Source organism: Burkholderia oklahomensis C6786 (assembly GCF_000959365.1).
GTDB lineage: Bacteria > Pseudomonadota > Gammaproteobacteria > Burkholderiales > Burkholderiaceae > Burkholderia > Burkholderia oklahomensis.
Map to the genome: position 1 here is coordinate 2785239 of NZ_CP009555.1, position 15218 is coordinate 2800456.

At 68.4% G+C, this 15218-nt stretch carries 11 protein-coding genes, 1 tRNA gene and 1 riboswitch; of the genes, 4 read left to right on the forward strand and 8 right to left on the reverse strand.

The window, feature by feature from the left end:
• Positions 1-13: 13 nt before the first annotated feature.
• Positions 14-697 carry a class I SAM-dependent DNA methyltransferase gene (locus tag BG90_RS32635; RefSeq protein ID WP_010116535.1) on the forward strand — a complete coding sequence of 228 codons (684 nt, stop codon included), beginning with the start codon at positions 14-16 and terminating at the stop codon, positions 695-697.
• 19 nt (positions 698-716) lie between these two features.
• A complete protein-coding gene (locus BG90_RS12590; protein ID WP_010105589.1) occupies positions 717-1100 on the forward strand; it encodes a RidA family protein in 384 nt (127 codons plus the stop codon).
• A 54-nt stretch (positions 1101-1154) separates the two neighbouring features.
• Here the strand turns inward: BG90_RS12590 and BG90_RS32640 are convergent, their stop codons facing one another.
• The 4 genes from BG90_RS32640 to BG90_RS12610 all read right to left on the reverse strand — a co-directional run bounded on the left by BG90_RS32640 (position 1155) and on the right by BG90_RS12610 (position 4826).
• On the reverse strand, positions 1155-2102 hold the full coding sequence (locus BG90_RS32640; RefSeq protein WP_010116532.1) for a LysR substrate-binding domain-containing protein: 948 nt from the start codon (positions 2100-2102) through the stop codon (positions 1155-1157).
• A gap of 283 nt (positions 2103-2385) precedes the next feature.
• Positions 2386-2461: transfer RNA gene (locus BG90_RS12600), tRNA-Thr, on the reverse strand.
• Between the two features lie 288 nt (positions 2462-2749).
• A complete protein-coding gene (locus tag BG90_RS12605) occupies positions 2750-3766 on the reverse strand; it encodes a class 1 fructose-bisphosphatase (RefSeq protein ID WP_010105587.1) in 1017 nt (338 codons plus the stop codon).
• Positions 3767-3893: 127 nt separating this feature from the next.
• Complete coding sequence (locus BG90_RS12610) at positions 3894-4826, reverse strand: LysR family transcriptional regulator (protein WP_010116530.1); 933 nt, start codon at positions 4824-4826, stop codon at positions 3894-3896.
• Between the two features lie 116 nt (positions 4827-4942).
• Here BG90_RS12610 and metE point away from each other — a divergent pair, with 116 nt between their 5' ends.
• Positions 4943-7237, forward strand: coding sequence for a 5-methyltetrahydropteroyltriglutamate--homocysteine S-methyltransferase (gene metE, locus BG90_RS12615; protein WP_010116528.1), 2295 nt, complete (start codon positions 4943-4945; stop codon positions 7235-7237).
• Between the two features lie 198 nt (positions 7238-7435).
• Here metE and pepN read toward each other — a convergent pair whose 3' ends face one another.
• Entirely contained in the window at positions 7436-10138 is a 2703-nt protein-coding gene (gene pepN / locus BG90_RS12620; protein WP_045568154.1) for an aminopeptidase N, read from the reverse strand.
• A gap of 218 nt (positions 10139-10356) precedes the next feature.
• Between pepN and BG90_RS12625 the strand changes: the two genes are divergently transcribed.
• Positions 10357-11061 (forward strand): DUF4136 domain-containing protein, encoded by a 705-nt coding sequence (locus tag BG90_RS12625; RefSeq protein WP_045568155.1) that lies wholly within the window; start codon positions 10357-10359, stop codon positions 11059-11061.
• 128 nt (positions 11062-11189) lie between these two features.
• Here BG90_RS12625 and BG90_RS12630 read toward each other — a convergent pair whose 3' ends face one another.
• The 3 genes from BG90_RS12630 to BG90_RS12640 all read right to left on the reverse strand — a co-directional run bounded on the left by BG90_RS12630 (position 11190) and on the right by BG90_RS12640 (position 15135).
• Entirely contained in the window at positions 11190-11762 is a 573-nt protein-coding gene (locus BG90_RS12630) for a TMEM165/GDT1 family protein (protein WP_010105572.1), read from the reverse strand.
• Positions 11763-11838: 76 nt separating this feature from the next.
• Positions 11839-11975: riboswitch (yybP-ykoY riboswitch) on the reverse strand.
• Between the two features lie 447 nt (positions 11976-12422).
• The gene (gene guaD, locus BG90_RS12635; protein ID WP_010116520.1) at positions 12423-13733 is read right to left on the reverse strand and encodes a guanine deaminase; all 1311 of its coding nucleotides are present in this window, start codon (positions 13731-13733) and stop codon (positions 12423-12425) included.
• 25 nt (positions 13734-13758) lie between these two features.
• Positions 13759-15135: an NCS2 family permease gene (locus BG90_RS12640; RefSeq protein ID WP_010116519.1), complete on the reverse strand. Its 1377-nt coding sequence runs from the start codon at positions 15133-15135 to the stop codon at positions 13759-13761.
• Positions 15136-15218 lie beyond the last annotated feature (83 nt).

The window sequence follows — 15218 nt, forward strand, 5'->3', positions numbered from 1 at the left end:
GCGAGGGACGCACATGCACGACTCGAAGGAAAATCTGATCGTCACCGATTCGCACCAACTCGGCGGAAACAACGAGCGGCTCGCGAAGTTCTACGACGACTGGGCGCACGGATACGAAGCGACTGCGGCGGGCGAGGAATACGTCGGCTATCTGCTGGCGGCGAAGCTGCTCGATTTCGTCCATCAGGTGTACAGCGACGCGCGGCGCGACGCGGTGCAGATACTCGACGCGGGCTGCGGAACGGGGCTCGTCGGCGGGCAGCTCGCGAAGTACGGCTACGCGGCGATCGACGGCGTCGATCTGTCGGCGGGGATGATCGACGTTGCGCGCAAGCGCGGCGTGTACCGCCGGCTCGTCGGCGACGTCGACCTGAACGGGTCGTCTGCGCAGATCGCGACAGGCCGCTACGACTACACGATCTGCTGCGGTGTTTTCATCGACGGGCACGTGAAGGTCGACGCGCTTCGCGAACTGCTGCGCGCGACGAAGCCGGGCGGTCACGTCGTCGCGAGCGTGCGCGAGAGCTACCTCGCGTCGGAGCCGTTCGCGTCGTATCTCGACGGGCTCGTGCGGGACGGCGTCGCGTCGATCGCGTTCGTCGTCGAGAACGGGCGCTACATCAACGTGAACCGCGCGCATTACTACGTGATCAGGAAAGCTGACGATCGGAAGGGCGCGGCGAACGGCGCGGCATGACGACTTTGCGGAGGCGCAGATGCGAACGCGGTACGAATCGGGATCGAGCTGGGAGGATGCGTTCGGCTTTTCGCGGGCGGTCCGCGTCGGCAACCTGTTGTTCGTGTCGAAGACCGGCCCGCTCGGGCCGGACGGCACGATCGCGTCCGACGACGTCGGCGAGCAGACGGACGTCGTGCTGAAGAAGATCGCGGGAATTCTGGCCGATGCGGACTTCGGCGTCGGCGACGTCGTGCAGAGCAGGATGTATTTGACCGACATCGCGCACTGGCGGCGCGCGGCGGCCGTGCACGGCCGCTTCTTTCGCGACGTGCGTCCCGCATTCAGTTTGCTGCACGTGCTGCCGTTTCCGGAGAAGGACATGCGCGTCGCGATCGAGGTGCTCGCGTGCAAGGACGGCTGACGTGCGCGGACGCGCGGGTGCGCCTCGTGCGACGCAGGTTGCGTGCGACGCGGCTCAGCGCTCGAACTCGGGCGCGTGGCCGGCGAGCGCGAGGATCGCGTCGATCAATTGCCTGACTTCGGGCGAGTTCGTCGCGGACGGCGCCCAGACGAGCCGGTACTCGTACGGCGACGCGATTCGATACCGTTCGTCGAACACGGGCACGAGCCGGCCGTCGGCGAGATCGTCGGCGATGATTGCCGAGCTGCCGATGATGACGCCGCCGTTCGCGAGGATCTCGTCGACCGCGTAGCCGACGCCCGTAAACGACAGCACGGGCAATGCCTTGCGGCTCGCGGCGCCGGCGATCGCGAACCAGTCGTCCCAGCTCGAATTCTCATGATGGTTGTTGAGGAACCACGGCGCATGGATGAGGCGCGCGCGCAGCAGGTCGTCGGGCGTCGAGACGACGCCGAGCTCCCGCAGGTACTGCGGCGAGCACACGGGCAGGAAATGCTCGGTGAGCAGCGGGCGCGCGTTCAGGCGCGGCAGCGACGTCGGGCAGTAGCGGATCGCGAGATCGGCTTCGCCCGCTTCGAGATCGCGGACGTCCGCCGACGGGTCGATCGACAGCGCGATCCCGTTGCCGGCGTCGGCCGTGAGCTTGGCGATGCGCTTGTTGAGCCAGTGGCTTGCGATCGACAGCGTGCAGGTCAGCCGGATCTCGGTCTTGTACTGATGACGCGCGCGGTTCGTCGCGGCGAGGATCATCGCGAACGCGCGCGACAGGTCGCGTGCGAGCTGCCGGCCGGTTTCGTTCAGGCTCAGGCTGTTCGCCTTGCGGTCGAACAGCTTCACGCCGAGTTCGTCCTCCAGCATCTTGATCTGGCGGCTTACCGCGCCGACCGTGACGTGCAGGTGATGCGCGGCTTCGGTCAGGCTGTAGCCGCGCGCGGACACTTCGAACGTGCGCAGCGCCGACAGGGAAGGGAGCTTCGACGTGTCTGGCGGATCGGGTCGCATGGGCAGGCTCAATCTGATGGACGCGGAAACGGGGCGGACGCGCGCCGCAATGCGTGCCAATTCACTTTATCACGGTCTTGCGCGCGGTTCGGCGGCGGGCGATGGTCGAGGCGCTCGCGCGCTCGACCGAGGCTCGTGCCGGCGGCGTGCGTCGGGCGGGATGCGCGCTGCGGGCTTGTCGATGGCGTCGCTGCGGCGAACGCGATGCGCGCGCGACTGCGAGAAAGCGGACGCACAAATCGAAAAAGGCCGCGACGCTTCCGCATCGCAGCCTTGAATCTGTTGGTGCCGGAGATAGGAGTCGAACCTACGACCTTCGCATTACGAATGCGCTGCTCTACCAACTGAGCTACACCGGCAACAGAGAAATGAGATTATAGGGAGCTACCGGTGGGCTGACAAGAGGTTTTGCGAAAAATTTTCGATATTTTTCGTCGATGCCGATCACTGCCTGATTCGACGAGAATGCGCGCGATCGATTCAGGCCGGTTCGTCGGCGCCCGACTGCCTCGCATCGGCCGAAACGCGCACTCACACGACGAAGGGCGTCGTGTGAGCGCCGCATTTTCTTGCATCGCCCGGCCGAGCGGTCCCGCATGCGCCGCATGCGAACAAGCGGGGCGGCGCCCGACCGGTGCGGCGTTGCGTTACGACTGGACGTCCTGGTGATAGCGCGTGACGCGCTCGACTTCGTTCTTCGAGCCGAGGATCACCGGCACGCGCTGGTGCAGGCCCGTCGGCTGCACGTCGAGGATGCGCTGCAGGCCCGTCGTCGCCGCGCCGCCCGCCTGCTCGACGATGAACGACATCGGGTTCGCCTCGTACATCAGGCGCAGCTTGCCCGGGCGGTCCGGCGTGCGCTTGTCGGCCGGATACATGAAGATGCCGCCGCGGTTCAGGATCCGGTGCACGTCGGCGACCATCGATGCGATCCAGCGCATGTTGAAGTTCTCGCCGCGCGGGCCGTCGGCGCCTGCGTTCAGCTCGTCGACGTAGCGCTTCACCGGGTCGTACCAGTGGCGTGCGTTCGATGCGTTGATCGCGTATTCGCGCGTGTCTTCCGGAATGCGCAGGTTGCTCTGCGTGAGCACCCACGAGCCGACTTCGCGGTCGAGCGTGAAGCAGTTCACGCCGTTGCCCGTCGTCAGCACGAACACGGACTGCGGGCCGTACACCGCGTAGCCCGCGGCGACCTGCTCGGTGCCCGGCTGCAGGAACGACTGCTCGGTCGCCTGATGGCCGTCCGGGCAGCGCAGCACCGAGAAGATCGTGCCGATCGACACGTTCACGTCGATGTTCGACGAGCCGTCGAGCGGATCGAACACGAGCAGGTACTCGCCGCGCGGATAGTTCGACGGGATCGGGAAGAACGTCTCCATTTCCTCCGACGCCATCGCGGCGAGGTTGCCGCCCCATTCGTTCGCGTCGAGCAGGATTTCGTTCGACAGGATGTCGAGCTTCTTCTGCACCTCGCCCTGGACGTTCTCGCTGCCGGCCGTGCCGAGCGCGTCGCCCAGCGCGCCCTTGCTCACGTTGTAGCTGATCGCCTTGCACGCGCGCGCGACCACTTCGATCAGCAGACGCAGGTCCGCGGGGAGGTTGTTGGTCTCACGCTGCTGCTCGATCAGATACTTGGACAGCGTGGTGCGTCGGGTAATGGACATGGGGGACTCCGAGAGGCTGACGAATGCGTTGGATGTTGGGATAGGAATAGGCTCGATTTTACCCGCCGCGACCGGCGGCCGACGGTTTTTCGGCGAAAGCGGGTCGGAACGGCGCGCGGCGCGCTGCCTACAGCAGCTCGATCTCGGGCAGCGACGCCGCGCTCGTCTCGCGCATCGTCGCGACGAAGTCGGCCGCGTACGGGCGCGGCGAGAACGCGGGCAGCGTCGCCGCGTAGAGCTCGCCCGACAGCGTCGAGCCGTTTGCGCGCAGCACCGGGCGCGCGCTCACGTAGCGCTTGTCGAGGTAGGTCGCGACCGCCCACAGCGGCAGCGCCGCGACGCCGCGCCGGCTCGCGACGAGCTGCAGGATCGCGACCGTCAGCTCCGACGTGCGCCGCTTCGGCTCGATGCCGGCGGGCTTCAGCACCTGCCTCACGATGTCGAGCATCTCGTCGGGCACCGGATACGTGATGAGCGTCTCGTCGCGGAAGTCGTCCGCGGCAAGCGACGCCCTCTGCGCGAGCGCGTGATCGTTGGCGACGAGCCCGACGATCTGGAAGCGAAAGAGCGGGTGATAGTCGACCGCCTCGTCGGCGTCGGCCTCGGCGACGATCGCGAGATCCGCGCGGTCCTGATGCAGCAGGCCGATCGGGTCCGCGTGAAAGCCCGACACGATGTCGAGCTCGACTTCCGGCCAGCGCTGCCGGAACGCGTCCATCGCGGGCATCAGCCAGTCGAAGCACGTATGGCATTCGACCGCGATCCGCAGCGTGCCGCCCGTGCCGAGCGCGAGACGCGCGATGTCGCGCTCGGCCTCCTCGATCGCGGGCACGACCTGCTCGGCGAGCGCGAGCAGGCGCTTGCCCGCCGCGGTGAACGTGAGCGGCGCGGACTTGCGGACGAAGAGCGGCAGTCCGAAGTGCGTTTCGAGTGCCTTCAACTGATGCGACAGCGCCGACTGCGTCAAGCACAGATACTGCGCGGCGCGCGACAGGTTGCCGGTGTCGCGCAGCGCGACGAGCGTTTGCAGATGCCGGAATTCGAGCGGGGAGCGGATCATCGCGGAAAACTCGGCCGATGGTGATATTGAAAAATATTCATGTTGTTCGGCAAAAACTTTCGTTTGAGTAATGATAGGGCAAATCCGATACTGCCGGTCACTTCTGGAGGATCGAGATGAGCACTGCACACATCCTGGGTTTTCCGCGCATCGGCGCGCAACGCGAATTGAAGTTCGCCCTTGAGCGCTATTGGCGCGACGGCGCCTCGGCCGATGCCGAACGCGCGCTCGCCGACACCGGCCGCGCGTTGCGCGCCGCGCACTGGCGGGCGCAGCGCGACGCCGGGCTCGATTGCGTGACGGTCGGCGACTTCGCCTGGTACGACCACGTGCTGACGACGCTCGCGCACGTCGGCGGCCTGCCGCCGCGGTTCGGCTTCGATGCGCGCGCGCTCGCGCTTGCCGACTATTTCGCGGCCGCGCGCGGCAACGCCGCGCAGCCGGCGATGGAAATGACGAAGTGGTTCGATACGAATTACCACTACCTCGTGCCCGAGTATTCGCCGGCGACGACGTTCGGGCCGGGCGTCGAGTGGCTCTTCGACGAAGTGCGGGAAGCGCGCGCGCTCGGCCACTCGGCGAAGGCCGCGCTCGTCGGCCCGCTCACGCTGCTGTGGCTCGGCAAGGCGCGCGACGGGCTCGCCGATCGCCTCGATCTGCTGCCGCGCCTGCTGCCCGCGTACCGCGCGCTGCTCGCGCGGCTGAAGGAAGAGGGCGTCGACTGGGTGCAGATCGACGAGCCGATCTTCGCGCTCGATCTGCCCGCCGCGTGGCGAGACGCGGCGCAGCCGACCTACGAAGCGCTCGCGCCGGATGCGCCGAAGCTGCTCGTCGCGACGTATTTCGACGACGCGAGCGAGCACGCGGCGCGCTTGAAGGCGCTGCCCGTCGCGGGCCTGCACATCGATCTCGTGCGCGGCGACGCGCAGCTCGACGCGTTCGTCGCCGACTATCCGGCCGACAAGGTGCTGTCGTGCGGGATCGTCGACGGCCGCAACGTGTGGCGCAACGACCTCGATCGCTCGCTCGCGCGGCTCGCGCCGGTGCGCGACGTGCTCGGCGAGCGGCTGTGGGTCGCGACGAGCTGCTCGCTGCTGCACGCGCCCGTCGATCTCGCGCACGAGCCGAAGCTCGACGACGAGCTGAAGACGTGGCTCGCGTTCGCGGTGCAGAAGACCCGCGAGGTCGCGGCGCTGCGCGACGCGCTCGTGAAGGGGCGCGCGGCGGTCGCGGCGGAATTCGACGAAGCGGCGGCGGCCGCCGCCGCGCGGCGCACGTCGGCGCGCATCCACAACCCGCTCGTGAAGCGCCGCGTCGCGGCGTTGACCGACGCCGACGCGCGCCGCGCGAGCGCGTATCCGGCGCGCGCGGCCGCGCAGCGAGCGCGTTTCGATCTGCCGCCGTTGCCGACGACGACGATCGGCTCGTTCCCGCAGACGCAGGAGATCCGCCGTGCGCGCGCGGCGTTCAAGCAGGGCGTGCTCGATCATCTCGGCTATCTGGAAGCGATGCGCGAGCAGGTGCGCATCGCGATCGACAAGCAGCTCGCGTACGGACTCGACGTGCTCGTGCACGGCGAGGCGGAGCGCAACGACATGGTCGAATACTTCGGCGAGCTGCTGTGGGGCTTCGCGATCACGAGCAACGGCTGGGTGCAGAGCTACGGCTCGCGCTGCGTGAAGCCGCCGCTCGTCTATGGCGACGTCTATCTGCCGGAGCCGATGACGGTCGGCTGGGCGACCTATGCGCAGAACCTGACGACGAAGCCGGTGAAGGGAATGCTGACGGGGCCCGTGACGATGCTGCAATGGTCGTTCGTGCGCGACGACCAGCCGCGCGCGACGACCGCGCTGCAGATCGCGCTCGCGCTGCGGCAGGAGACGCTCGATCTCGAAAAGGCGGGCATCGGGATGATCCAGATCGACGAGCCGGCGCTGCGCGAAGGACTGCCGCTGAAGGTGCGCGAGCGCGCCGCGTATCTCGACTGGGCGGTGCGCGCGTTCAAGGTCGCATCGGCGGGCGTCGCCGACGCGACGCAGATCCACACGCACATGTGCTATTCGGAGTTCGGCGACATCCTGCCGTCGATCGCCGCGCTCGACGCCGACGTGATCTCGATCGAGACGACTCGCTCGAACATGGAGCTGCTCGACGCGTTCGAGACGTTCGAGTATCCGAACGAGATCGGGCCGGGCGTCTACGACATCCATTCGCCGCGCGTGCCCGGCGCGGACGAGATCGAGCGGCTCATCCTGCTCGCGCTCGAGCGGATTCCGGCGGAGCGCTTGTGGGTGAATCCGGACTGCGGATTGAAGACGCGCGAATGGCAGCAGGTCGACGCGGCGCTCGCCGCGATGGTCGACGCGGCGAAGCGCGTGCGCGAGACGGTCGCGCAAACGGCGCTCGTGTGATTCGACGCGGCAGCGCGCAGCGACGGGCGCGCCGCGCGTGCGTGTGTGCGCCGCGCGTCGAGCGTTCGATCCGCGCGGATGCCACGCGATTCGTACCGACACGAATCGATTCGCTGGTTCGATGAAAAAGCCGGCATCGCATGACGCGATACCGGCCTTTTCATTTTCATCTGCCGCTGCAGAAAATGCGAAGCGCCGTCAGGCGAGCGCCTTCTCGACGATCTCCCGCACGTCGCGCGACTGCGCGTTCGCGGCGACGCGCTCGAGCGCGCCGCGCATCTGGTCGCGCAGCGCCGGCGTGAAGCGCCGCCACATCTCGAGCGCGCGCGCGAGCCGCGCGGCGACCTGCGGGTTGAGCGCGTCGAGCGCGAGCACCTGGTCGGCCCAGAACGCGTAGCCCGAGCCGTCGGCCGCATGGAACTGCGCGGGGTTCGCCGAGCAGAAGCCGAAGATCAGCGAGCGCGCGCGGTTCGGATTCTTCAGATTGAACGCCGGATGCGCGAGGAGCTTGCGCACGACGTCGAGCGTCGGATGCTCGGGCGTCCCGCGCCGCGTCGCCTGCATCGAGAACCACTTGTCGATCACGAGCGCTTCCTTCTCGAAGCGGCGATAGAAGTCGTCGAGCGCGCGATCTGCCGACTGCGCGGCGGCGGCCGAGCCCGCGGCCGACGACAGCAGCGCGACGAGCGCGGACGCGCGGTCGGTCATGTTGTTCGCGGCATCGTATTGCGCGTTCGCGAGACGGATCGCATCGGCCGGCTCGTCGAGTTCGGCGAGGTACGCGAGCGCGAGGTTCTTCAGCGCGCGGTGGCCCGCGTCGTCGGGCGTCGGCGCATACGTGCCCGGCGTCTGGTGGCGCTCGTGGACCGCGAGCCAGTCGCCGCGCAGCGCCGTGGCGAGCCGGCGGCGCACGAACTGGCGCGCGCGGTGGACGGCGGCCGGATCGGCTTCGGTCATCTGATCGGCGAGGTAGGCCTCCGACGGCAGCGTGAGCGCGAGCTCGCGGAACGCGGGCGACAGCGTGTCGTCGGTCAGCACGCGCCTGAACGCGGCGACGAACGCATCGTCGAGCGCAAGCGGCTGTTGCGCGGCCGCGCGCGCGGCGAGCGTCAGCAGCGCGCGCGTCGCGAGGCGCTGGCCGGCTTCCCAGCGGTTGAACGGATCGCTGTCGTGCGCGAGCAGGAACGCCAGTTCTTCGTCGCGGTAGTCGTACTCGACGATCACGGGCGCCGAAAAGTTGCGCAGCAGCGACGGCAGCGGCGCCTCGTCGACGTCGACGAACGTGAACGTCGTCTCGGTGTCGGTCAGCTCGAGCACGCGCGTCGTGCCGGACGCGGCCGCCTCGCCTTCGACGCGCAGCGGCAGGTCGCGGCCGTCGGCGCCGATCAGGCCGATCGCGAACGGGATCAGCAGCGGCCCGTCCTGCGTCTCGCGCGCCGCGGGCGCGGCGTCGCCGTAGCTTTGCCGCAGCGTCACCGAGTAGCGCTTCGCGGCGGCGTCGTACGCAGTCCGGACCGTCACGCGCGGCGTGCCCGCCTGGCTGTACCAGCGCTCGAACTGCGCGAGGTCGCGGCCGTTCGCGTCGGCCATCGCGTGACGGAAGTCGTCGCACGTGACCGCCTGCCCGTCGTGACGCCGGAAGTACAGATCCATCCCCTTGCGGAAGCCGTCGCGGCCGAACAGCGTCTGGTACATCCGCACGACTTCCGCGCCCTTCTCGTAGACGGTCATCGTGTAGAAGTTGTTGATCTCGACGTAGCTCTCGGGCCGCACCGGGTGCGCCATCGGGCCCGCGTCCTCGGCGAACTGGAGCTGGCGCAGCACGCGCACGTCCTCGATCCGCTTGACCGCGCGCGCGGCCGCGTTCTCGCCGTCGCCCGCCGACATGTCGGCCGAGAATTCCTGGTCGCGGAACACGGTCAGGCCTTCCTTCAGGCTCAGCTGGAACCAGTCGCGGCAGGTCACGCGGTTGCCGGTCCAGTTGTGGAAATACTCGTGGCCGACGACCGATTCGATGTTCGCGAAGTCGACGTCGGTCGCCGTCTCCGGATTCGCGAGCACGTACTTCGTGTTGAAGATGTTGAGCCCCTTGTTTTCCATCGCGCCCATGTTGAAGTCGCCGACGGCGACGATCATGAAGCGGTCGAGATCGAGCTCGAGGCCGAAGCGCTTCTCGTCCCAGCGGATCGAGTGGATCAGCGAATCCATCGCGTGGCGGGTCTTGTCGAGATCCTGCGGCTCGACCCATACCTGCAGCAGCTTTTCCTTGCCGCTGCCCGACGTGATCTTTTCCTCGAGCCTGACGAGCTTGCCCGCGACGAGCGCGAACAGGTAGCTCGGCTTCTTGAACGGGTCTTCCCACTTCGCGAAGTGGCGGCCGCCCGGCAGCTCGCCGGCATCGACGAGGTTGCCGTTCGACAGCAGCACCGGGTACGCGGCCCTGTCCGCGCGCAGCGTGACCGTGTACGACGCCATCACGTCGGGGCGGTCGACGAAGTAGGTGATGCGCCGGAAGCCTTCCGCCTCGCACTGCGTGAAGAAGTTGCCGCTCGACACGTAGAGGCCGGACAGCGTCGTGTTCGATTCGGGCGCGCACGCGTTCTCGATCGTCAGCTCGAACGCGTCGGGCACGTTCTCGACGGTCAGGCCGTGCTCGTGCGCGCGCACGGCGTCGTACGGCTTGCCGTCGACGCGCGCGCCGACGAACTCGAGCGCTTCGCCCATCAGCTCGAAGTGCGGCGCGGGCGCGGCGTCCGGGTTGCGGCGCACGCGCATCGTGTTCTTGACGATCGTGCGCGCGGGCTCGAGATCGAATTCGAGCGCGACGGCGTCGATCAGGAACGCAGGCGGCGTGTAGTCGCTGCGGCGGATGACGGCGGAAGGGGCGGCGGTATCGGGCATGTCGATCGTGGGCGTAAGAAAGAGTGAGGTCGCGCCGACCAGGCGGCACGGCGGCAAGAGCCCATTGTACAAAGCCTTTGCGCGCGGCGCGCGGGACGAACTTTTCGGCGGCGCGAACGGTCTTTGTATTATCGGCGCGGCGCTCGCGCGACGGCGTATGATCCGGTCATCGCGGCGTCCGGCCAGCCCGCGCGGTGCCATCGACCAAGAGGACGAACATGAAACGCAATCCCATCATCCGCGGCGCGGCGCTCGTCGCGGGTGCCCTGATCGTGCTGTTGTCCGGCTGCACGTCCTACGTCGCGACGCAGGTCACGGCGTTCTCGAACTGGAGCGGCAGCGACGCGACGCGCAGCTACGCCTTCGTCCGGACCGCCGAGCAGCAGAACAGCCTCGAGCAGTCGACCTACGAGCAGATCGTCGGCAACGAGTTGTCGACCTACGCGTTCACCCGCGTGCCGACGAAGGACGCGCGCTACCTCGTCGGCCTCGCGTACGGCATCAAGAGCGACTGGGTGTCGGTGCCGCAGCCCGTCTACTACGACCCGTGGTTCGGCCCCGGCCCGTACTGGCGCGGCGGCCCCTGGGGGCCGTTCGGTCCGTGGGGACCGTTTCCGGCGGGCTACGTGAACCAGAGCTACCAGATCTTCCAGCGCTCGCTCGAGATCCGGATCACCGAGCGTGCGACGGGCAAGGAGGTCTATAACGTCGCGGCGCGCAACGCGGGCGAGGGCTCGTCGCTGCTGCAGGCGATGCCGTATCTCGCCCGCGCGGCGCTCGCCGACTTCCCGCTCGGCAACGGCACCGTGCGCACGGTGAGGCTGCCCGTCGACAAGAACGGCGCGCCCGCGCCGATGCCTTCGAACGAGCGCGCGGTGCCGGCCGCGCCCGCATCCGGCACTGCCGTCGCGCCGGCGCATTGAACTGGCGAAACGCAATCGGGCGGGGCCGACGGCCGCTTGCCGGTTGCCGGCTCGTCCGCTGCGATCGGCGGCGCCGGGCGCGCGGCGCGAGCGAACGCCGCGTGTAGCGGCCGGCCGCCTTCTTGTCGTCACGCGCCGCCGTGGACGAACGCGAGCGCGCCGAGCACGATGAACAGCACGGCCGCGATGGCGTGGACGAGCTTCGTCGGCAGCCGGTGCGCGAAACGGTCGCCGAGCAGGATCGCCGGCACGTTCGCGAGCATCATCCCGAACGTCGTGCCGGCGACGACGCCGATGTAATCGTGGAAGCGCGCGGCGAGCGCGACGGTCGCGATCTGCGTCTTGTCGCCCATTTCCGCGAGGAAGAATGCGACGAACGTCGCGCCGAACACGCCGAGCCGCGAGCGGTTCGCATTCGCCTCGTCGGCGTCGAGCTTGTCCGGCACGAGAATCCACAAGCCCATCCCGATGAACGAGATCGCGAGCGCCCAGCGCATCACCGACGGCGTCAGATACACGCCGAGCCATTCGCCGAGCGCGCCGGCGAAGCCGTGGTTGATCAGGGTCGCGGCGAAGACGCCGACGATGATCGGCAACGGCTTGCGATAGCGTGCGGCGAGGACGAGAGAGAGCAGCTGGGTCTTGTCGCCGATTTCGGCGAGGGCGACAGCGCCTGTCGAGATCAGGAAGGCTTGAGTCACGGAACGAATATCCCTGGGCCTGGTTGAACGCGAGCGACGATTCGCCGCGCGCCGGGCCCATCTGCGGCGTGCGGTGAACCATCGGTCTCGCCAGGCCTTGCGGGCTGCGTCCGCCATGGCCGCGACGGCCAAGTCTGTTGACGGACGCCTCCGTCGCGAGCGCGCCGGGCGGCGTCGGCTCGAGCGGAGCGGCTACTCCCCAATGAGGAGCGGATTCTAGCACGCCTTTTTTGCATGAAGGGAAGGATTGTTGCGGTTCGTCGGCTCGGGCGGGGCAACGCGTGCATTCGATGCGGCGGGGGATGTCGCAGGCGCTCGCGTGGGTCGACGGACGCGGGCGGCATGGGCGAAAGCGGGGCAAGCGCGGGCGACGCGTCGGGGGAAGACAAGCAGGGAAGCGCCGGTCGCGTCCGGTTCGAATTCGAGGGCATGGATGGGTGCGGACGGCAGGCGGTCCGGCGAGGCCGCGAGCTGGAGCCGCGTTCGTCGGCGTTTCGATGCTTGCCGACGTGTGTCGGCGCGCGTCGGTCTCTGCGCAGTCGCGGCTGCTGCACTGCAGCGTCGCGCGGGATCGTCATTCGACCGTCGATCGATGCGCGCCGACGCAGCCGGACCGCCGGCGCGTGTTCTCGCCGAACGGCCCGTCGTCTACCCGCGCATTCAGCTCGCGTCCGCGCGGTCGCGCCGATGCGCGCAGCGGCCCGCCGCGTACGTGCGATAGACGGCGCGGTCGTCGCCGAGCAATGCGAGCGCGAACAGCAGTTCTTCGAGCGATTCCGCGCGCGCCGTGCGGCGCGCGAGAAGCGGCGTCGCGGCCGGATCGAGCACGACGAAGTCGGCTTCCGTGCGCGGCGCGAGCGTGCCGATCGTGTCCGCGAGATCGAGTGCGTGCGCGGCGCCCGCCGTCGCGAGCCAGAACATCCGCGTCGCGCTCAGATGATGGCCCGTCATTCGCGCGATCTTGTGTGCCTCGTTCATCGTTTGCAGCATCGAGAACGACGTGCCGCCGCCGACGTCGGTCGCGAGCGTGACGGCCATGCGCTGCGCGTTCGCGCGGTCGAAATCGAACAGGCCGCTGCCGAGAAACAGGTTCGACGTCGGGCAGTGCGCGGCGATCGCGCCCGTTTCCGCGAAGCGCCGGCGATCGGCGTCGTCGAGATGGATGCAGTGGCCGTACACCGCGCGGCGGCGCAGCAGGCCGTAGTGATCGTAGACGTCGAGATAGCTGCGGCGCTCGGGGAACAGCTCGGCCGCCCAGCGGATCTCGTCGAGATTTTCCGCGACGTGGCTCTGGATGAAAACGTCCGGATGGCGCTTCGAGAGCGCGCCGCAAGCTTCGAGCTGCTCGTGCGTCGACGTCGGCGCGAAGCGCGGCGTCAGCGCATACAGCTGCCGGCCGCGGCCGTGCCAGCGGCCGATCAGCTCGGCGCTGTCGTCGTAGCCCGACTGCGCGGAATCGCGCAGGAATTCGGGGCAGTTGCGGTCCATCAGCACCTTGCCCGCCACCATCCGCAGGCCGCGCGCGTCGCTCGCCTCGAAGAACGCGTCGGCCGACTGCTTGTGCACCGTGCAGTAGACGAGCGCCGTCGTCGTGCCGCACGCAAGCAGCGTATCGAGGAAGAACTCGGAGACGTCGCGCGCATGCGCGGGATCGGCGAAGCGCCGCTCGGTCGGGAACGTGTAGCGGTCGAGCCACGGCAGGAGGCCAGGCGCGGGCGACGCGATCATTTCGGTCTGCGGATAATGGACGTGCGTGTCGATGAAGCCGGGGACGATCAGCTTGTCGCGCATGTCGACGAGCGTCGCGCCGGGCGCGAGACGCGGCGCGAGCGCCGCGTGCGCGCCGGCCGCGACGACGCGTCCGGCGTCGACGATCAGGAGGCCGTCTTCGTCGTATGCGGCCGCGTCGGCCGACTGAGCGGGATCGCCGTTGAACGTCAGCAGGCGCGCGCGGAAAGCGGTTTGAGTCATCGTAGGGAATCCGTATCGATTGAAATCAGAGCTGCGCGACAAGGAGCACCGACAGTGCGGCGACGACCCACATCGCCGGCTTCACTTCGCGGCGGCGGCCCGTGAAGAGCTTCAGCACGACGAACGCGAGGAAGCCGTAGGCGATGCCTTCGGTGATCGAGTACGTGAGCGGAATCAGGATCATCGCGAGGAATGCGGGAATCGCCTCGTCGAAGCGATGCCATTCGATCTTCGTGATCGATTCCATCATGAACACGCCGACGAGCACGAGCGCGGGCGCCGTCGCGATCGCGGGCACGAGCGACAGCAGCGGCGACAGGAACAGGAACGGCACGAAGCATAAGCCCGCGACCACCGCGACGAGGCCCGTGCGGCCGCCCGCCGAGATGCCCGCTGCCGATTCGATGTACGCGTTCGCGGGGCTCGTGCCGAGCGGCGCCGACACGACGGCCGAGAACGCGTCGACGATCATCGACTGGCGGATGTTGCGCGGATTGCCGTCGCGGTCGCGCAGGTTGCCGGCTTCCGAGATCGCCATGAACGTCGACAGCGCGTCGAAGAACGCGGTGAACAGCATCACGAAGATGAACGGCCAGTACGCGAACTTCAGCGAGCCGAGCAGATCGAGCTGGCCGATTGCCGAGAAATCCGGCGCGGAGACGAAGCCGTTCCAGTTGACGAGAGTCTTCGTCGCGATCGCGGCGGGCCAGTAGGCGCTGCCGTCGCCCCACAGGCGGCCGATCGGAATCGCGAGCAGCGTCGTTGCGACGATGCCGAGCATGAGCGCGCCCGTCACGCGGCGCACGACGAGCACGGTCGTGATCGCGAGGCCGACGAGGAACGTGACGATCACCGGATTGAGCGATGTCGCATGGACGATCGTCACCGGATCGCCGACGATGAACTTCGCGTTCACGAGCCCGATCAGGCTGATGAAGAGGCCGATCCCGCACGATACCGCGTGCCGCAGGTTGGCCGGAATCGCGTCGACGACGAGCTTGCGCGCGTTGAACGCGGCGAGCGTCGCGAACAGCACGCCTGCCCAGAATACACAGCCGAGCGCGGTCTGCCACGGCATCTTGCCGCCGTGGACCATCACGAACGTGAAGAGCGCGTTCATGCCCATGCCCGGCGCGACGAGCACCGGGTTGCGTGCGTAGAGGCCCATCGCGCAGCTGCCGAGGAAGCTGACGATCACGGTCGCCGTCAGCGCGGCCGGGAACGGCACGCCCGCCTGCGACAGGATGCCGGGATTGACGACGATGATGTACATCGCGGTCAGGAACGTCGTCACGCCGGCGACGATCTCGGTGCGCAGCCGCGAGCCGGACTCGCGGATGCCGAAGTGGCGCTCGAGCGCCGAGCGCTTCGCGGGCGCGGCCGTGCCTTGATAGAGGTCCATCGTTAAGCTCTCCTCAGTGTCTCGTGTCGAGCGCGCCGCGTCGCAACGCGCGCGCTCCGCGCGCCCCGCATGCGGCGCGCGCG